The 20,827-nt window shown below is 46.0% G+C and carries 9 protein-coding genes; 7 read left to right on the top strand and 2 right to left on the bottom strand.

From position 1 onward, the window contains the following. Positions 1 to 601 precede the first annotated feature (601 nt). Together QUA88_RS22120 and QUA88_RS22115 are read left to right on the top strand one after the other, a co-directional pair. Positions 602 to 901, top strand: a complete 300-nt coding sequence (locus tag QUA88_RS22120; protein WP_333232233.1) for a type II toxin-antitoxin system HigB family toxin — start codon at positions 602 to 604, stop codon at positions 899 to 901. Next, a complete protein-coding gene (locus QUA88_RS22115; protein ID WP_333058196.1) occupies positions 885 to 1,283 on the top strand; it encodes a transcriptional regulator in 399 nt (132 codons plus the stop codon). Before QUA88_RS22120 ends, QUA88_RS22115 begins: the two co-directional genes overlap by 17 nt. 214 nt (positions 1,284 to 1,497) lie before the next feature. Here the strand turns inward: QUA88_RS22115 and QUA88_RS22110 are convergent, their stop codons facing one another. After that, positions 1,498 to 2,820, bottom strand: coding sequence for a 3-isopropylmalate dehydratase large subunit (locus QUA88_RS22110; protein WP_333273837.1), 1,323 nt, complete (start codon positions 2,818 to 2,820; stop codon positions 1,498 to 1,500). A gap of 628 nt (positions 2,821 to 3,448) precedes the next feature. Between QUA88_RS22110 and QUA88_RS22105 the strand changes: the two genes are divergently transcribed. After that, positions 3,449 to 4,729, top strand: coding sequence for a S8 family serine peptidase (locus QUA88_RS22105; protein ID WP_333058198.1), 1,281 nt, complete (start codon positions 3,449 to 3,451; stop codon positions 4,727 to 4,729). Positions 4,730 to 4,828: 99 nt separating this feature from the next. After that, positions 4,829 to 5,056: a hypothetical protein gene (locus tag QUA88_RS22100; RefSeq protein ID WP_333058199.1), complete on the top strand. Its 228-nt coding sequence runs from the start codon at positions 4,829 to 4,831 to the stop codon at positions 5,054 to 5,056. Between the two features lie 2 nt (positions 5,057 to 5,058). Here QUA88_RS22100 and sfsA read toward each other — a convergent pair whose 3' ends face one another. Beyond that, entirely contained in the window at positions 5,059 to 5,796 is a 738-nt protein-coding gene (sfsA, locus tag QUA88_RS22095; protein WP_333058200.1) for a DNA/RNA nuclease SfsA, read from the bottom strand. A gap of 408 nt (positions 5,797 to 6,204) precedes the next feature. Here sfsA and murJ point away from each other — a divergent pair, with 408 nt between their 5' ends. The 3 genes from murJ (at position 6,205) to QUA88_RS22080 (ending at position 20,561) form a co-directional block, all read left to right on the top strand. Further along, complete coding sequence (gene murJ / locus QUA88_RS22090) at positions 6,205 to 7,818, top strand: murein biosynthesis integral membrane protein MurJ (RefSeq protein WP_333273833.1); 1,614 nt, start codon at positions 6,205 to 6,207, stop codon at positions 7,816 to 7,818. Positions 7,819 to 8,447: 629 nt separating this feature from the next. Next, positions 8,448 to 8,624, top strand: a complete 177-nt coding sequence (locus tag QUA88_RS22085) for a hypothetical protein (RefSeq protein ID WP_333210815.1) — start codon at positions 8,448 to 8,450, stop codon at positions 8,622 to 8,624. A gap of 303 nt (positions 8,625 to 8,927) precedes the next feature. Further along, positions 8,928 to 20,561 carry an Ig-like domain-containing protein gene (locus QUA88_RS22080; RefSeq protein WP_333273830.1) on the top strand — a complete coding sequence of 3,878 codons (11,634 nt, stop codon included), beginning with the start codon at positions 8,928 to 8,930 and terminating at the stop codon, positions 20,559 to 20,561. Positions 20,562 to 20,827: the final 266 nt, after the last annotated feature.

Below are 20,827 nucleotides of genomic sequence, written 5' to 3'. Positions count from 1 at the left end.
TTTCGATTTTCGATTTTCGATTTTCGATTTTCGATTGACTTGCGCGAGATAAATGCGGGGGCAATAAGTGATTTTCGATTTTCGATTAAAGAATTGATTGCACGGATAAATCACGTGGCGGGTACCACATGAAGAAATTTCTGGATAAATCACGTGGCGGGTACCACATGAAGAAATTTCTGGTCAATAAAGGGGATGCCTAACCCGGATTTGGTATTACCCTGCATAACCGAACTTTGAGATCACCTGTAGAGTTCTGGTGGACAGCGATCGCTCTATATACAGCACTTTCCAGGTAAGTGAAGTACAGAGAAACCGGGTTTCTTGAATAAAACCGGTTTCTGGCGAGAAATCCAGAAGAAACCCGGTTTCTGGGGTGTACTTTATAAACCTGGAATCCGCTGTAGCAATCCTCGCATCATTTGTGAATTTCTTACTCCCCTTACCAAGGGGAGGGTTGGGGTGGGGTAAAAAGTTTACGACTCTTGCAAGGATTGCTATAGATAAAATCTGTGAGTAAGTCCTGTATAAAGTGATGGAATAAGCCACGTTATGGAAGCGAAAGAGATGCAATACAAAACCACTAAAAAGCTAAAAACAAATGCACCTAATTTCGCTCCGCAACCTCCGTAATAATGCTGCTAAATACCCGGATGTCAAAAACCAAATTGAGATTTGGAAAGAAACTGTCAACAAAGCAGAATGGCATAATTTGGAGGATGTTCGCAAAATTTATCGGGATGCCGAAGCAGTAGGAAACTTTACCGTCTTTAATATCAAAGGCAACGACTATCGCCTGATTGTTGGGATTAACTATGAGAACCAAACTGTTTTCTACAAATATTTCCTAACCCACTCTGACTACGACCAAGAAAAATGGAAAAATGACCCTAACTTTTGACCGAACGACTTACAGCAACTTGCTCGCAGAAATTGCTCCCAAGGCGATCGAAACTGAGGAAGAATACGATCGCCTCCTGGCAGTTGCAGAAAGGCTAACATTTGCTAAAAACCTCACTCCAGAGGAGAAAGTTTTATACAAGTTGTTAGTCACTTTGATAGAAGTTTACGAGACAGAAAACTATCCGGTAGACAAATCCGAACCTCATGAGATTTTGCAACATATCATGGAATCCAGTGGCACCCGCCAAGCAGACTTGGTAGGTATCATCGGATCTAGCGGCGTAGTATCTGAAGTTGTCAACGGCAAGCGATCAATTAGCAAAGCACAAGCTAAGGCACTCGGCGATTATTTTCAAATCTCACCTAGCTTGTTCATTTAATTTAAGATAAATCGATCGGTTACGATCTAATTCTATGTCTTGTAGGGGCGGGTTCACCAATAGTATTTGCCTAGAATCGACAATACAATAAACCCGCCCCCGCCCAGATCGAAACTAATCGATCGAACATAATATAAGGTGCGTCATATCCGAAACCCTCGATAAATTCTAGAGTGAAAGTCTGACGCACCCTACAACGGGTAAAAAGCAACTTCTAACACAGGAATTCGCGCGGATCGGTGACATACCCAGTCAGCGCCGAAGCCGCCGCCGTGTAAGGCGAAGCGAGATAAACTTGCGCTTCTTTATTCCCCATGCGGCCGGGGAAATTCCGGTTAGTTGTAGATACACAAATTTCTGGTTCATTCATCCGCCCAAAAGTATCTTTCGGCCCGCCCAAACAAGCGGCGCAAGAAGGCGCGGCAGGTTCAATGCAGCCGGCAGCTAAGAAGATTTCCGAAAGCGTTTGACCATCGTATTTTGTGACAAACAAATCTTCGTAAACTTTCTGAGTTGCTGGTACTAAATACGTCGGAACTTTGACTTGATTTCCTTTGAGAATGCGGGCGGCATTTAGAAAGTCGGAGGTTTTGCCGCCGGTGCAGGAACCGATGTAAACTCGATCGATCTTGACATCGCGGCAGTTGCGCGCTAAGTCGCGGTTGTCCGGGGAGTGCGGTTTGGCGACAACTGGTTCTAATTGGCTGACATCGTAGGTGCGATCGCTATAAAATTTAGCATCCCCATCGCTGTAAAATGAATCGAAGGGTTTATCAGTCCGCGAAGTAACGTAATCAAACGTAGTTTTGTCCGGCGCAACCGTGCCGTTTTTGCCGCCAGCTTCAATCACCATATTGCACAGCGTCATCCGTTCTTCCATCGTCAAACGTTCAACTGTATCGCCGGCAAATTCCATCGTCCGGTAGTTAGCACCCGCAACGCTAATATCACCAATAATCTGCAAAATTAGGTCTTTTGCTAACAAATAATCCGGCAGTTCACCGTTAAACACAAAGCGCATGGTTGCGGGAACTTTGATTAACAGTTTGCCGGTTCCCATGATAAAAGCCGCGTCTGTATTGCCGATACCGGTGGCGAATTGTCCGAAAGCGCCGGCATTACAGGTGTGGGAATCTGTGCCGAAGAGCACTTCCCCTGGTCTGGTGTGGCCTTCTTGTGCTAGCGCGATGTGGCAAACTCCTTTGTAGTCGGGATTTGCTTTGAAGTCCGATCGATCCGTGATGTCGTAAAAGTATTTTATCCCTTGTTCTTTCGCAAAATCGCGGAGAATATCGACGTTGCGGTTAGCGCGTTCGTCGTTGGTGAAAATGTAGTGGTCTGGAATGAGGACGATTTTGTCAGGGTTCCAGACTTTTGCATTCTCACCGAATTCGCGTTTGAAAACGCCGATGGTGCCGGGGCCGCAGACATCGTGGGTCATCAACACGTCTGTTTCTACCCAAATATTTTCTCCGGGCTCAACTTTAGTGCGGCCTGATGCTTTGGCTAATATTTTTTCGGTCAGAGTCATTCCCATAGTGCGATCGCTCTTTTTTATTTGATGCTACATAGTGTATTGTAAGCGAAACATCGCCTGATGTTGACAGGTAATTTATCAACTAAACATTTTCTTCAATCTTAAATCTCAAATCTCAAGTCGATTGACTGTCACTTTCTTTTTCGCCGATCGCCCATCTCTACAATAGCCTCTACTTCGATTAACACAAAAATAAAATTTATGCAAGTCCCTCGATTATGCGACTGGTAACTAACAGCTAGCCACTGTTATTATACGACTTATGCAAAGACTGTACTTGTATGGTGCGCCGAAGAGCACCATACAAGTACACATAGTGTCAAAATAGAAGGAATGCAGCGTAAGTCCTACAAATGAGAATTTCGCAGCAATTAGATTAAGTCACTTTTGTCACTTGCCCTTGCAAGCTTAGATTTGGAAAATGAAACAGCCTTGGGATTAAAGAACTCTCTTTTGCAAATAAACGCATTATCCAAAGCTAATTGAATTAACAAAAAAAAACCGGGTTTCATCAGGAGCAAGACAGCTTAATTTCGACAACTCAACCTGAAGAGAAATCAATGTCATAAAAGCTGTCAGAGATTTCTCATCCCAGTCAAACCGTCAAATACTCAATAAGAGGTATTTTATGTCTCAACAACCTAGTTTTCCCATCCCAGAAACTGCCCAAGCCGATGCAACAACAGGGCGTTACATTATTACTTTCGGCGAAGATGCAGTGACAGAAGGATTAGACCTCTTGAGCGACCAAACTGGTATCAGAGGACTGGCAAATGCTTCCGATTTCGCGGACTCTGCTCTAGACTTGATCCAAATTGAAGCTGCAGGGGGAGCGGTGTTTCCTACTCTCGGCGTTGCCGTTGTTTCCTTAGACGAAGAGGCTTTCAGCAGCGTCATGACATCAGCGGGAGAGGATTCGGCTATTCTGGCGATCGAACCAGAGCGCACTTTCTACGCCATTGGCGATGGGTTGTCGGCAGATTACCTGCGGGGCTATCGCGATGCGGTCGATAACCTGTACGACAAAGCCACTAATACAGAGGTAGCAGAAATCAAGAAACCACGATGTTTTGCTGATGATATCGAGTCTACTTGGGGTTTGAAGGCAACGAAGGTGATGAATTCTCTGCTGACTGGTAGCGGAATGAAAGTTGCGGTGCTGGATACGGGGATGGATTTATTGCATCCTGACTTCGCGGGCCGATCGATCATATCGCAGTCCTTCGTACCAGGGGAGGACGTACAAGATGTCAACAGTCATGGCACGCACTGCATTGGGACAGCGTGCGGGTTCAAGGATCTGAACGGCCGGCGGTACGGGATCGCTTACGAATCGACCATTTATGTCGGTAAAGTGTTGAGCAATGCCGGTAGTGGCGCTGGTGCCTGGATTCTGGCTGGCATGGAATGGGCGATCGCCAACGGCTGTCAAGTGATCTCGATGTCATTAGGAAACCCCACTCGAACACCGTCTACTGCTTACGAAACTGTCGGCCGCCGATCGCTGCAAAATGGGTGTCTGATCGTGGCAGCAGCCGGCAATAACGGACGAACCGGAGGAAGCGTCGGACAACCAGCCAATAGCCAGTCGATTATGGCTGTTGCAGCGATCGATAACTGCGAGGCAGTGGCTGACTTCTCGGCTAAATCTGGCATATTTCCAGGGGCTAAAGTCGATATCGCCGCTCCGGGAGTGGAAATATACTCATCAGTGCCTATGGAGCAAGGGCGTTATGCTGCTTACAATGGCACTAGCATGGCTACACCGCACGTGGCTGGGCTCGCGGCCCTGTATGCCGAATCGACTGGTAAACGAGGTGCTGAACTTTGGCAATTGCTGACTTCCTATGCTATGGCGCTACCCTTGCCAAATACTCGTGTCGGAAGCGGTTTAGTACAAGCTCCGTAATGCAGAATACCCAAATCCCCGCAGCACTTTAAGCCTGCGGGGATCTAACAGAAGACAATTTACAATAGCGCAATGGATTTGCTCCAAAGGATGCTAAATATGTCTGACGAACAAGTACAGCGCATCATAGTGAGTGTTGACGACCAAAACATATCGGTAATTCAATCGGTTGTCACTGCCTTAGAATCGGCGGGAATGAAAGTGGATGAGGTACTGCCTGTGATTGGTATCGTTATTGGAGAAGTTTCTCAATCGAAGCTAGAAGGACTAAAGACAGTACCGGGCGTGGCTAGTGTCGAGATCGATCGAGAAATGCAGGCAATTTAAACCTATAATTTAGGGGTTAGTAGATCCAGTTTTGCTAATCCCAAATACCGAACACCTTCCGGTGTCACATCAAACCGACAAGGCAAAACCTCTACACCTTCACTTATAGCCTGTCTGAACAATTCTCCGTAAAGGCGATCGGCACTATCTCCCGGAGCAAAATCAGTACAATCCCCGCGATTGATAAAATACAGCATTACAGCCCTCGAACCCTGCCGCACAACTTCTATCAATTCCCGCAAATGTTTCTGTCCCCTCTCCGTCACTGTATCGGGAAATAAAGCCAACTCCTCTTTTACCCAAGTTGTATTTTTCACTTCCAGAAAAATCGGTTTTTCCTCACCAGTTAGCCAAAAATCCACTCTACTTTTTTTATCACTGCCGTAAACAACCTCCGGTTGAATTAAACTATAATTGCCCAACTCAGGAAATAATTTCAATTCCAAAGCTAATTTAACTACTCGATTTGGCAGCCCAGTATTAACTCCCACCCAAGTTGGCACAGTGTCGCAAACTTTAATTAATTCCCAAGTATAAGCTAACTTGCGTTTAGGATTGTCGCTGGGAGATACTAGCACTGGATTGCCCGGAATGTAAACACCTGTCATCGGGCCAGTATTCGGACAGTGCGCGGTGATGATTTCTCCCGAATCTAGTTCGATTTCGGCAAAAAATCGCTTGTAACGTTTGATGAGAATTCCGGGTAAAAGAGGAGGATATTTGTAAATTAAGTCAGTCATTCGATTTTAGATTTTAGATTTTAGATTTTAGATTCTCGATTGTAGATTATACCTATAACCGAATACCTGGTTCCGAACTTTTTAAATAAGTCTGGGAGCTAACACAATCAGTCATAAGTTATCAACTATTATGTTATTTTTCTGCTTTTATTAACTCATTTGTTTCATCATTTTTAGATTGTAGATTGTAGATTTTAGATTTTAGATTGAAGCATCATAGCACGAAACGGCGGTTGGTAGTTAGGACGAATAGTCCCGATCGATTATTGAATTTCCGCAAGTCAGTAATATCGATAAAATTGGTATAAACGCAATTCCCCCTAGAAGTTTTATCAGTTCATGATATGATTCTCCCGATTCGCGATTAAAATAAGTGAATCCTTTTAGCACTAGCGTTTGTAACCATTTGTGTCCCAATTACAGAAGCCCTCTCGTTCCCTCGCAGGGATTGCCGGCATTGTCGCAGTCGCCACTCTAATTAGCAAAGTCTTTGGATTGGTGCGCCAAATTGCGATCGCCGCAGCCTTTGGAGTCGGTGTCGCCGTCGATGCCTACAACTACGCCTACGTCATCCCTGGTTTCTTATTTATTTTGCTCGGAGGGATTAACGGGCCATTTCACAGCGCCATCGTCAGTGTTTTAGCCCGCCGGGATAAAAAAGAAGCAGCACCCTTAGTCGAGACTATCACCACCTTAGTCGGGGGCTTGTTGCTGTTAGTGACGATCGCTTTAATTATTTTTGCCGATCCGCTGATCGATTTGGTGGCACCGGGATTAAATAGAACAGCAGAAGGCTTACAAATTAAAGCAATTGCCGTCCAGCAATTTCGGATTATGGCGCCGATGGCCTTACTTTCAGGCTTGATCGGCATTGGTTTCGGCACTCTCAATGCTGCCGATATGTACTGGTTGCCTTCGATTAGTCCTTTATTTTCCAGCGTTGCACTTGTCGGCGGTTTGGGGCTTCTCGCAATGCAACTCGGAGACAAAATTATTCAGCCAGAATCCGCACTAATTGGTGGCTTAGTGTTAGCTTGGGGAACGTTAGCGGGTGCAGTTTTGCAGTGGTTGGTGCAACTGGTGGCGCAGTGGCGCGCGGGGTTGGGAACATTGCGTTTGCGGTTTAATTTTAAACGGCCGGGAGTGCAAGAAGTCATCAAGGTGATGGTTCCTGCTACCTTATCATCAGGAATGCTGCAAATTAATGTCTATACAGACCTCTTTTTCGCATCCTACATCCCTCAAGCTGCCTCTGCGTTGGGTTACAGTGGCTTGTTAGTTATGACGCCTTTAGGCATCATTTCTAATGTAATTTTAGTGCCATTTCTACCGATATTTTCTCGCCTCACCGATCCGAGAGATTGGCCGGAATTAAAAGATCGAATTCGTCAATCTTTAGTTTTGACCGCCCTTACGATGCTGCCCCTGAGCGCTTTAATGGTAACGCTGGCTGGGCCTATCGTCCGCATTGTTTACGAACGCTATGCTTTTGATAGAGAGGCCTCGCTGTTTGTTACGCCGATATTGATGGCTTACAGTATTGGAATGTTTGTGTATTTGGGACGCGACGTTGTGGTACGGGTATTTTACGCTTTGGGAGACGGGGAAACCCCTTTTCGCATCAGTATTATCAATATCTTTTTAAACGCTCTTTTGGATTATTTGTTGGTTGGAGCCTTTGGGGCGCCCGGATTAGTTTTGGCGACGGTGGGAGTGAATCTTCTTTCGATGATTATGCTTTTGTACTGTTTAGATAAAAAGCTGGGTGGCCTGCCTTGGGGGCAGTGGAGTTTGCCTTTTCTGGGCTTAACTTCTGCCAGTTCTGTAACTGCTTTCGTTACATTGGCTACTCTGCAAGGCTGTCAAAGAGTTTTGGGTACTGAAGGTTTAGTAATTCAATTAGTGCAGTTGAGTGTGGCAAGTTTTGTAGGGTTAGGGGTTTTTGCCCTGTTTGTTAGTCAGATGAAGTTGCCGGAAGTTGATATGTTTGTCGATCGCATTCGGGGGCGTTTTCGCAAATAAATATCGGAAATTGGCGGCAGATTCAAGGAATCAATAAAAGTGCGAGATCCCTTAAGTAGACAAAATACCACAAAGGGCGATCGTCCTTAAATCCAAATCAACACTCCGAAGCGTCCATCCGCGTATATCCGCCACCATCTGCGGTCAAAAATTCCAGAGTAATTAACAAAGGCGATGTCTAGATTCTCAAGATATCGTCAAACTTTATGCTGTCTGGCAAAATAGCCAATAAAAATCCGCTAAAAAAAATAAACCCTCATACCCACAGCCTCTTTTGGATGCCTAAATTATGTCCTCATGGAAAAGATCCGACTTTTCCGACTTTAAGATCCGACTTTTCCGACTTTACAGAGGCAGAAGCCGGAAGCAATGATAGAGATAGGGAAAGCCAACCCACGATGTCTAAATTGTAAAGATATCGTAAACCTGGATGTTGTGTTGCCAAGTGTTAAATAAAAACATGGTATAAAAAATATGTCTTTAGTATGATATATTAAATTTGCATCTATGCTATGTACATTCATTCCCACGCGAAGCCAGTGAGATCCCACTTCATATCAGGACTACCCCGCTCAGGCTCTACTTTACTGGCTGCACTACTACGACAAAATCCCCGGTTTCACAGCGCTATGACTTCCCCTGTTGGGGGCGCAAGTCGATCGAATGCTGTCAGCCGTGACCCAAAACAATCAGTGTTCCGTGTTTATTTCCCTGAACTAAAACCGACGCTGATTATGAGTATCTTTTCGGCTGACTACCAGCCACAAGCGGAAAAAGAAGCGATCGGCGACACCAATCGCCTGTGATGCAGCAAACTGTCATTAATCCTGGCACTATTTCCCGAAGCCAAAGTGATGTTCTGTATCACAAACATCGCTTGAATTATGGACTGTATCGAGCTACTAATTCGCGGTAACGCCTTGGATGTTTCCAGGTTATTTAATCCTCCAGCGGAACGGGCTAACAATTTTACCGCCCGATTTATTTAAGCAATAGAACTAATCAATTCTTCAGTCCTCATAGGGAGCACTTAAGATTTGAGGCGGGGGTTTCAACCCCGGCCAGACTTGGATGTAAACAATATATAGATATTAAGGATGTCAGGAATTATGAACCTACCAATCGCGAACAAGCAAATTATTTTCGTTGACTCCTCTGTACAAGATTATCAAAGCCTGATCCAAGGCGCAGATGCTAACGCCAAAATAGTCATTTTAGATGACAAGCGTAGTGGCATTGAACAAATTACCCACGCACTGGCGGGGGAAAGTGATATTGCGGCAGTTCACGTAGTTTCTCACGGTAGTTCCGGCACGCTAAATCTGGGTACAGATATCTTTAATAAAGAGCTGTTAGAAAAAAAACTCGAACACTTGCAACAGTGGGGAAAGGCTCTCTCTTCAAAAGCCGATTTCCTTTTATATGGTTGCAATGTTGCAGCAGGCGCGATCGGACTTGCTTTCATTCATCGCATTGCCGAAATCACCCGCGCCAATGTCGCAGCTTCTAGCACAAAAATAGGGAACATCAGACTAGGAGGAAACTGGAACTTAGACGTACAAATCGGCAAAATTGCTACTTGGCTACCATTCCAACCCGCAGCCCTATCAGCTTACAGTGGCGTGTTAGCTACCTACACTGTTCTCCCAGGAGATGTCTCGAATACAGGTTCCGGTTTGAATGGAGGATTACTTTGGGCAATTAACCAAGCTAATAGCACAGCAGCAAATGATATTATTAACCTAGCTTCCGGCAGTACCTACACCCTAACAGCTCTGAACAATACAACCGGAGGCAATAATGGTTTACCAGTAATTTTAGGTACCAGCACTGGTGGCACATTAACAATTACTGGCAATGGAGCCACAATTACACGCAGCGGAGCAGCACCCAGTTTCCGCATCTTCAATGTTAACTCCAGCGGTAACTTAACCCTAGATAATCTTACTGTTAGTAATGGTCTAACTTCAGCAGGCGGTTCGGCCGGGGGACTATACCTTAATAGCGGTGCTATAGCAACAATAAATAATAGCACGTTTAGCAACAATCAAGGTTTATCTGATGGAGGTGCCATTTTTAATGGCAGTGGTCAATTAACTATTAATAATAGCACTTTTACAGCTAATTCAGCGCAAGCAAGCGGCGCAGCTATTACTATGAGTGGTGGCACCGCAAACATCAGCAATTCAACATTTTCTGCTAATACCGCCAGAAATGATGGGGGAGCTATCATCACCTATAGCGGAGGCAATACCACGATTGTCAACTCAACAATTACTAATAATACGGCTGATAGTGATGCCAACAACACAGGGAACGGTGGTGGAGTTCTTAATGTAGGTGGAAGTGCAACGACAGTCAGAAATACCATTATTGCTGGAAATACTGATAGTTCTCCTACTACTAAAAACCCTGATGTAGCTGGTACATTCAGTGACGGTGGTGGCAACTTAATTGGTAATAATACAGGGAGCACCAGCTTTACAACGAGTACCAAAGTAGGCACAAGTGGAAGTCCCCTCAATGCTCTCTTAAATGCCCTAGCTAACAATGGTGGCCCTACTCAAACCCATTCTTTGCAAGCCGGTAGCCCCGCCCTCGATTCTGGTATTAATGCTAACGCCAGTAGTTTAACCTTAGATCAGCGCGGGACAGGTTACAGCCGAATCGTGAATAGTACAGTTGATATCGGTGCCTATGAAGAGCAAACACCTGACACCACAGCGCCGACAGCCGCCAGTTTCACCCCCGCAGACAACGCCACCAGTGTTGCAGTTGCTGCTAATTTAGTTGTCACCTTGAGTGAAGCAGTCCAAAAAGGCACTGGCAACATTGTCATCAAGAAAACCGACGGCACAGTGGTGGAAACCATTGATGTCACCTCAGCAAATGTCACAGTTACTGGCAGTAGCGTCACCATTAATCCCACAGCAAATTTAGTTGAGGGTACAGATTACTACGTTGAAATTGCCGCTGGTGCAATTAAAGACTTAGCTGGTAACAATTATGCCGGTACTACAGGTGCAGCCACTTGGAATTTCAGCACCGTAGCTGACACCACACCACCGACAGCCGCCAGTTTCACCCCCGCAGACAACGCCACTAATATTGCAGTTGCTGCTGATTTAGTTGTCACCTTGAGTGAAGCCGTACAAAAAGGCACTGGCAATATTGTCATCAAGAAAGTCTCCGACAACTCAGTTGTAGAAACCATTGATGTCACATCAGCAAATGTCACAGTTGCTGGCAGTAGCGTCACCATTAATCCCACAGCAAATTTAGTTGAGGGTACAGATTACTACGTTGAAATTGCCGCTGGTGCAATTAAAGACTTAGCTGGTAACAATTATGCCGGTACTACAGGTGCAGCCACTTGGAATTTCAGCACCGTAGCTGACACCACACCACCGACAGCCGCCAGTTTCACCCCCGCAGACAACGCCACTAATATTGCAGTTGCTGCTGATTTAGTTGTCACCTTGAGTGAAGCCGTACAAAAAGGCACTGGCAATATTGTCATCAAGAAAGTCTCCGACAACTCAGTTGTAGAAACCATTGATATCACCTCAGCTAACGTCACAGTTACTGGCAGTAGCGTCACCATTAATCCCACAGCAAATTTAGTTGAGGGTACAGATTACTACGTTGAAATTGCCGCTGGTGCAATTAAAGACTTAGCAGGTAACAATTATGCCGGCACTACAGGTGCAGCCACTTGGAATTTCACCACCGTCGCGGATACCACAGCGCCGACAGCCGCCAGTTTTACCCCCGCTGATAACGCCACTAATATTGCAGTTGCTGCTGATTTAGTCGTCACCTTGAGTGAAGCCGTACAAAAAGGCATCGGCAATATTGTCATCAAGAAAGTCTCCGACAACTCAGTGGTGGAAACCATTGATGTCACCTCAGCCAATGTCACAGTTACTGGCAGTACCGTCACAGTTAATCCAACTCTTGACTTAGTTAACGGCACTGATTACTACGTTGAAATTGCCGCTGGTGCAATTAAAGACTTAGCAGGTAACAATTATGCCGGTACTACAGGTGCAGCCACTTGGAATTTCACCACCGCCCCAGCCGCTGACACCACTGCCCCCACACTCAGCAGCGTCGCTCCCGCAGATAACGCTACTGGTGTCGGCGTCGGAGCGGATTTGGTCATCTCCTTGAGTGAAGCCGTTGCCAAAGGTACAGGCAACATTGTCATCAAGAAAGTCTCTGACAACTCCGTCGTTGAAACTATTGATGTCACCTCAGCCAACGTCACCGTCAGTGGTTCTACTGTCACCATTAATCCTACCGCTGACCTCGCACCAAGTACCGAATACTATGTAGAAATTGCTAGCGGGGCGATTAAAGACTCGGCTGGTAACAATTATGCCGGGATTACAGGGCCAACCAGTTGGAACTTCACAACCCTCACCGCTTCCACGCTGCCGATTCCTCCCATCCCGCAATTAACCCAAAACGGTAGTGCTAATACCAATCATCAGGGACAGAGCTTCACAGCTTCTGAGAATGGAACAATTAGCGAGATTGCGGTTTATACCGGAGGTGCTTTTACTGGCAATTTATTGATTTACAACAGCAGTAATGGCAGCGGTGCTGGCGGGAACAAAGGTACTCCTACCTATCAACAGAGCATATCACTCCCATCGGGCATGGGTTGGAAAACAGTTAAATTAGACACTCCTTATTCGGCTACCAGTGGGCAAACCTACTCCGTTATTTTTGAGGGAACAGGTACATTCTCTTTCTCGAATACCAACCCTTATGGGGGTGGGAACTATATCTTCAACTACGGCAATGCCAATGCCTCTAATGATTTAGCTTTCTTCATTAACCCGCCGGAAATTGATCTCAAAGGCAATGGTACTTCCATCGCCAATCAAGATATTACACCCACGACAATTGATGGCACTGCTTTTGCTGATACCCCAGTTGGTAGCCCGCTAGTTCGCACCTTTAGCATTGAAAATTTGGGTTCTAGTAATTTGACGTTATCGGGTACGCCTGTAGTCACCATTACAGGGGCCAATGCCAGTGATTTTACCGTCAAGACATTACCAGCCAACACTATTAGTGCCAGTCAAGCTACCCCATTTGAAATTACTTTCCAACCTTCGGCTATCGGCACTCGCACCGCACGAATTAATATTTCCAGCAACGATCTCGACGAATCTACTTATACCTTTACCATTCAAGGTAACGGCCTTGATGGTACAGCGCCCACAGCCAGCAGTTTCACCCCAGCCGATAACGCCACTAATATTACAGTTGCTGCTGATTTAGTCGTCACATTGAGTGAAGCCGTACAAAAAGGCATCGGCAATATTGTCATCAAGAAAGTCTCCGACAACTCAGTTGTAGAAACCATTGATGTCACCTCAGCCAATGTCACCGTTACTGGTAGTACCGTCACAGTTAATCCCACAGCAGATTTAGCGCCTGGTACTGATTACTACGTTGAAATTGCTGCTGGTGCAATTAAAAACTTAGGAGGCAACAATTATGCCGGTACTACAGGCGCAACTGCTTGGAATTTCAGCACTGCGGCTGCCGTTGATACCACAGCCCCGACAGCCACTTTCACCCCCGCAGACAACGCCACCAGTGTTGCAGTTGCTGCTGATTTAGTCGTCACATTGAGTGAAGCCGTACAAAAAGGCACTGGCAATATTGTCATAAAGAAAGTATCGGATAACTCAGTGGTGGAAACCATTGATGTCACCTCAACAAATGTCACCGTTAGCGGTAGTACCGTCACAGTTAATCCCACAGCAGATTTAGCGCAAGGTACAGATTACTACGTTGAAATAGCTGCCAGTGCGATTAAAGACTTAGCAGGTAACAATTATGCCGGCACTACAGGGGCAACTGCTTGGAATTTCACCACTGCGGCTGTCGTTGATACCACAGCCCCCACAGCCACTTTTACCCCCGCAGACAACGCCACCAGTGTTGCAGTTGCTGCTGATTTAGTCGTCACCTTGAGTGAAGCCGTACAAAAAGGCATCGGCAATATTGTCATCAAGAAAGTCTCCGACAACTCAGTTCTAGAAACCATTGATGTTACCTCAGCAAATGTCACCGTTAGCGGTAGTACCGTCACCGTTAATCCCACAGCAGATTTAGCGCCTGGTACTGATTACTACGTTGAAATTGCCAGCGGTGCAATTAAAGACTTAGCTGGTAATAATTATGCCGGTACTACAGGCGCAACTGCTTGGAATTTCACCACTGCGGCTGCCGTTGATACCACAGCGCCCACAGCCACTTTCACCCCCGCAGATAACGCCACCAGTGTTGCAGTTGCTGCTAATTTAGTCGTCAACTTGAGTGAAGCTGTCCAAAAAGGCACTGGCAATATTGTCATCAAGAAAGTTTCCGACAACTCAGTTGTAGAAACTATCAATGTCACAGCGGCAAATGTCACTGTTAGTGGTAGTACAGTCACCGTTAATCCCACAGCAGATTTAGCGCAAGGTACTGGTTACTACGTTGAAATTGCGGCCGGTGCGATTAAAGATTTAGCTGGAAACAATTATGCCGGTACTACAGGCGCAACTGTTTGGAATTTCACCACTGCTGCTGCCGTTGATACCACAGCCCCCACTGTAACCCTCGCTTCAAACGCTGGGGCAACAGTCAAGAATCCCTTCAATGTCACCGCAACTTTCAACGAAAATGTTACCGGGTTTATTGCCAGCGATATCAGCCTCACCAACGCCACTGTCAGTGGGTTTACCGGCACCGGTAGTAACTACAATTTCACTGTCACACCAACGGGTAGTGGCATCGTAACCGTCAACGTTCCCGCCAGCAGCGCCACTGATGCAGCCGGTAACAACAATATCGCTGCTACACCTTTAACGCGCACTTTCGATTCTCGGATTGAAAACTGGAGCGAGCTAGACGCCTATCTGAAAAACAACAAGATTAGTGTACCTAATGTAGAAAAAAAAGTCCTCGAAGCACTTGTACCGATGGTCAAGCCCTTAACGGCTGAATTTAAAAACAACGAACTGAAACTCACCCATGACGGGAGCATACCTTTCGCTAACTTCGGAGCTCTTCCTCTTGTCGCTAAGGTTGCAACAGGTGTCACTATACCCCTAAGCAAACCCAGCCTCACCTTATCCAACCTAAACACCTCCGCTCCCACCTACGGACTCAGTGGAATACTAAACTTTGCAGATGCTAAGAATGATGGTCAAAGAAATTTTTTAGACTTGATTAATGAGCAGCTAAAAATTAAGGAGGTAGAGCTAAAAGCAGAAGTTAGAACAGGTGTTCTACCAAAAGTGAGCCTCAGTGCTGAGTTAAGCACTCAAAACCTAACACTTTTGAAAGTTGACCCATTCTCGATTGAGATTGCTGGTGCTAAATTAAGCGCCTCAGCCGATACAATTTCTCTCCCTAATTTCGGTATAGTAGGCAGTTTTTTAATTAAAGGTTATGATCCCTTCCAAACAACGGAACCTGATTTAACGTTTTCGGGAGGATTGACTCTCGATCCGAAATCAATTACGGGTGCGCTTCAACTCACTGCCAAAACTCCCTGGAAAAATCCCTTTGGCTTACCGAATTCAGAAATTCGGAATTTAGCCTTACAAGTTGGCGGAACCTATGTAAAACCTTGGGTTGATAATGTTGGATTTGTGGGAGATTTAAAGTTTGGTAACTTCGATATCAAGTCTGCTTTCTTGGTCAGTTCTAACGATCCCACGAAATTTGCAGTGGAATTAACGGCAAATGCTCCTGTCAACCTTCTTGATCTCTGGGCTGGTCCCGTTCGCTCTTATCTCATCAAACAAGTGGGGAAGGAAGTCGATTTTGTTAAGACTGCAGAATCGTTTTTGAAGCAAACCTTGAATGTCAATATTGTCTCTGTTGATGGGCCTGATGCAGATACAAACTTTGATCCACTACTCAAGTTAGTGCCGTTAGAGACAGAAATTGCACAAACAAAATTAACCCAAGGTCTTGGTATTAATGGGAAGTTAACTGCTTGGGGAAAAGAAGCTTCACTCAGTCTCAATGCCAATCCCTACGCTCAAAGCAATCCAAGTTTAGAGGGATTTTTAAAGATTGATGAAATTGACTTGGGATTTTTGAAGCTGACGGGTGCGGATGGTCCTAATGATAAGACTTTGGATTTTGCAGTCAAGGTCAGTCCTACTGAACAATACCTTAAAGGAGATGGGAAACTTGAGATTTTTGGCCATACCGTTGCTAAAGCCAATGTGGAATTTACAAGCACGAGTGCCAAAATCAAAGATTTTGATTTGAATTATGGAGTCGTAGCACTAGATATTAACGATTTTTCAGTTGATATTGCCAAGAAGACGGCCAGTGGAGCGGGTTCTGTGAAGATTCTTGGGCGAGAAGTTGCCGGAGCGAAGATTAAAGCTGATAGTAGCGGTCTGAAAGTTGAAGGAAAGCTTGATTTATTCGGGGTCTTATCAATCGAGAATGCGCTCATTGATATCAAAAGTCCAACCGATATAAAAATCGGAGGAACCGCCAAAATTTTCGGTCGAAATTTAGGCAGTGCGAACATCAGCCTACAGAATGGCAAGGTAACAGTTAAAGGTTTGATAGGGTACGATATACCGCTCGTTGGCAATGTTGGGGCAAACCTTGAGATTACCTCAGATGGTACACCTAATGGTTCCAAAGTAAAGGTAGGTTATCAAGCTGGAGCGCTAAAGGGTGACTATACCGTGTCATTAGCTCCGCTGAGAAGTATGGAAGATTTGTTTGACCAAGTGATCGGCGGGGCCCTGGGTGCAGTCACAGGTGTTGTAAATGATGCCATTAATGGCGTTGTTAATGGATTTAATAGTGTTACATCAGGTGTACTTGATACCTTCAATAAGGTAGGAGACTATCTTAAAAATGCTGGCTATGAATTTTTAGACGATGTAGGAGATTTTGTGGGGATTGGCAATCCCAACAGTGGTAATGATGGAAACAATGAAATTTATGGAAATGATGCTGACAACTGGATATATGGTCACCGAGGCAATGACAAGCTCGTAGGTAAAGGAGGTAACGACAGAATTTGGGGTGGGCATGATGGTGATCTAATATGGGCGGGATATGGCTCAGATCAGGTCTATGGTGAAAGTGGAGATGACGAGCTCCATGGTGAACGTGGGAATGACGAGCTTTCTGGGGGTGATAACACCGATGTGCTTTACGGTGACGAGGACGACGACAAACTTGACGGAAATTCGGGCAATGACCGCCTCTCCGGTGGATCTGGTAAAGATACTCTCTACGGGGGATGGGATCAAGACGAGCTCTATGGCGAGGACGGTGACGATGACCTCCGCGGTCAAGAAGGTTATGACAATCTTCGTGGTGGGAATGGCAAGGACACTCTATATGGCGGGCAAGACGAGGATCGTCTCTATGGTGACGCAGGCAACGATTTGTTATCGGGTGAAGATGGGAAAGACGAACTCCACGGCTCTGACAATGAAGATACTCTTAACGGTGGCAAGGACACAGATGTTCTCTACGGTCAGCAAGGTAAGGATTCACTCCAAGGTGGAGACGGGGACGATGTTCTCTATGGCGAAGACAACGGAAAACAGGGACAAACATATTATAGTGGGTCTTGGAATGATGACACGCTAAACGGTGAGAGTGGCAAGGATTATCTCTTCGGAGGTATTGGCAACGATATTCTCAATGGTGGTAATGATAATGACGCTCTAGATGGGGGAGCTGGCGATGACAAATTTGATGGTGATTCGGGTGATGACTATCTAGACGGCGGTCAGGGCAACGACTCTCTAGACGGCGATGTCGGTAATGACACGCTCTTTGGTAAAACAGGCAATGACCTTCTGGACGGCTATGCAGGTAAAGACTACCTTTATGGGGGTGAAGGTGACGATCGCCTCTATAGCCATGAAGACGATGACAACCTGAAAGGAGAAGCAGGAAACGACTACCTAGAGAGTGGGAAGGGTAAGGATATCCTTGATGGTGGAGAGGGGAACGATTCCCTTTATGGTAAAGAAGATGATGATATTCTCTCTGGTGGGAATGGCTCTAATATCCTAGATGGAGGTGACGGAACTGATACTGCCGACTACAGATTTTCTAGCGGTTCCGTTAACGCGAATTTAATCTCTAAAAAAGCTACTTTTTCTGGCAACGTCGATGGCTTAATTGGGATTGACAATATCATTGGTTCGCCTCAGAACGACACATTGGTTGGTGATGATTGGGGTAATGGTAATATCCTCTCTGGTCAAGCTGGCAACGACTTTCTTGATGGCCAAAAGGCAAATGACATTCTCAACGGTGCAGAGGGGAATGACATTCTCTTGGGCGGCGATGATAACGACTACCTCGTTCCTGGGACTGGTAACGACACCATTGATGGAGGAGCTGGTAACGATACCTTAAGCTTGACCGGCAAGAAGGAAGACTATCAGTTTGCCGAGACATCGACAGGATGGCGAATTGTTGCTCCTAATGGCGATGTAAAAACCGTAATGGGGGTTGAGGATTTTTCTTATCCGGTTAACCTTGAAGAAGCAATTAAAAATCTAGCGACAAATGCAATAGCAGAAGTAAAGAAAGTAGTAGAGAAAGTAGGAGAGAAAGGATTAGCCTTCTTTAGAGGTTGGGTCAGCGACGGTTACATTTCTAGCGGTAAAGTCTTCTTAGATGCCAACTTAAACGGGATGTTGGATGAGGAGGAATCCTTTACGATTACGCGGGCAGATGGCAGCTTCGATCTGAACGTGGAGGTCGAAAAGTTTGATACCAACCAAAATGGTGAAATTGACTACACCGAAGGTCAGTTTGTCTTGATGGGAGGGATGGACATCATTGGCGGGGTGGATGCTGCTACGGGTTTGTCGATGGCTACGCCACTGACTTCTATCCTGGAGTCAACGACTGTGACACCTTTAACGACGGCGATCGCTGAATTGGTGAAGCAAGGTGTTGACCCAGCAACAGCCCAAACTGCGGTAAAAGCAGCGTTAGGGCTGCCTGCAGAAGTTGATTTAGGTAGCTACGACCCCCTAGAGGCGATCGCCAAGGGCGACGCGAATGGTGTATCGGTGTTTGGCTCGATGATTCTGGTGCAAAACACGATCGTCCAGACAGCAAAATTCATCGAGGGGGTGTCAGAAACAGAAGTTGCTCAACTCGCATTTAGCGGTATCGGGGCGATCGCCAATCAAGTCAAGGGTGGCGCTGCTGTAGATTTAGGCAAAACAGAAACAATCTTGGCTATCCTTCAAGCAGCCATTACCAAAGCATCAGAGTCTGACCCCAAAATCAACCCGACACAACTGGCTGCGAGTGCGGCGGCTGCGGCTCAAATCATGGCTTTGGGCAATCAAATGGTCAAGGATCTCGTGGCTAGCGGTCGCCCCATCAAAGATATTGCCCTTGACATCACCAAATTGCAGGCGGTGTCTGTAGGTCAAATTGCCGTGGGACTGCCGGAACTGGCTGCGGGAACTGTGACGGTTGAAGAGTTCCTTGCTCAAAACAGTAAAGAGGCGATTCTGGCTCGGATCGAGAAGGTGAAGGTTAATGACCCCACTGTTCGCCCGGTTGTCGAGACTATTGATGGTAATAGCCTACTCGTTCCAGAGGAACCTACCTCTGGCGAAATCGGCACCGAAACCGACACCGAAACCGACACCGACACTGGCACCACACCCGTCACACCAACACCGATCGCCCCGACCCCATCAGAAACAGCCTCGGAAACACCGACAACATCGGAAACAGCGTCGGAAACACCGACACCATCGGAAACAGCAACTCCCACGCCAACAACTAATAACCTCTCAGACGATGAGTGCATCTGCGACCAAATTACCTATCCCAACTTAAACCGACCCAACTCAGTTGAAAACACCATACTCGACGCATCCGACATTCAAATAGGCACTGCCCAAAACGATGAATTACTAGGTAGCGATGCTGCCAACATATTCGAGGGCAAATCCGGGGATGACAACTTATACGGTGGTGCCGATAATGACATTATTAATGGCAACCAAGGCAATGACTTCATCGCCGGAGGCAAAGATGAAGATACTCTCTACGGAGATGAAGGAAGCGACATCGTTCTTGGCGAGTCTGGCAACGATTTAATCTTCGGAGGCAAAGGCAATGACTTCTTACATGGCCGCGAAGGTATTGACATCATTTATGGCAACAAAGATGATGACTTCATCGATGGTGGTAAGGATAATGACACCTTATATGGAGGCAAAGGTAACGACATCCTGCTTGGCAGTCAAGGTGATGACAATCTGTTTGGCCAGTTAGGTTCGGATACCATCTGTGGCGGTGAAGGTAATGACTTAATCAACGGTGACGAAGGAGCAGATATCCTGGGAGGGTGTGCCGGAAATGATACTCTTTTCGGAGGCGCAGACAACGATACTCTCACTGGTGGCAAAGGCAACGATCTCCTGGATGGAGGAATGGGAAATGATAGTTTGATTGGCGGTAGCGGCAACGATATCTTTGCCTTAACAACTGGTGAAGGATTTGATATTATCGCTGATTTTACCCTGGGTCAAGATTTGATTGGATTAAGCGGTGGTTTGAGTTTTGGTCAGTTAGAAATAACTCAAAATACTCAGGGAACTATTATTAAGAATCTCTTGACAGGGGAGCAGTTAGGTGTGATGGTTGGAGTGAGTGCGGATGCGATAACATCGGCTAATTTCATGCTGGTTTAGGAAAGGAAAAAAAGCGCGATCGCCCCTTCGGTACAAAAAGACCAAAAAAGGCGATCGCACTTAAACCCAAATCAACAATTGATACAGCGTATTCCAGGTTTAGGAAGTGTAGGATACGGCAATGCCCATAGGTGTCAACTTAAGTACAACCCATAGTCCGGCAAGGGTTGAAACCCCTGCCTCAAAGCGAAAGTCCTCTCAAGAGGACTCAGAAGAAGAATTTTTAAACTCATCAGTCCTCTTTCAGAGGACTTTAGCTATTAGAC

The organism is Microcoleus sp. D3_18_C2, assembly GCF_036702395.1.
GTDB lineage: Bacteria > Cyanobacteriota > Cyanobacteriia > Cyanobacteriales > Microcoleaceae > Microcoleus.
The sequence above is the reverse complement of the archived record's forward strand: the minus strand, read 5'-3'. Positions and strand labels throughout refer to the sequence as shown.

Coding starts and splice junctions, on each gene's coding strand:
- QUA88_RS22120 (WP_333232233.1), top strand. CDS start 602: ATGCACCTAATTTCGCTCCGCAACCTCCGTAATAATGCTGCTAAATAC.
- QUA88_RS22100 (WP_333058199.1), top strand. CDS start 4,829: ATGTCTGACGAACAAGTACAGCGCATCATAGTGAGTGTTGACGACCAA.
- sfsA (WP_333058200.1), bottom strand. CDS start 5,796: ATGACTGACTTAATTTACAAATATCCTCCTCTTTTACCCGGAATTCTC.
- QUA88_RS22080 (WP_333273830.1), top strand. CDS start 8,928: ATGAACCTACCAATCGCGAACAAGCAAATTATTTTCGTTGACTCCTCT.
- QUA88_RS22115 (WP_333058196.1), top strand. CDS start 885: ATGACCCTAACTTTTGACCGAACGACTTACAGCAACTTGCTCGCAGAA.
- QUA88_RS22105 (WP_333058198.1), top strand. CDS start 3,449: ATGTCTCAACAACCTAGTTTTCCCATCCCAGAAACTGCCCAAGCCGAT.
- QUA88_RS22110 (WP_333273837.1), bottom strand. CDS start 2,820: ATGGGAATGACTCTGACCGAAAAAATATTAGCCAAAGCATCAGGCCGC.
- QUA88_RS22085 (WP_333210815.1), top strand. CDS start 8,448: ATGACTTCCCCTGTTGGGGGCGCAAGTCGATCGAATGCTGTCAGCCGT.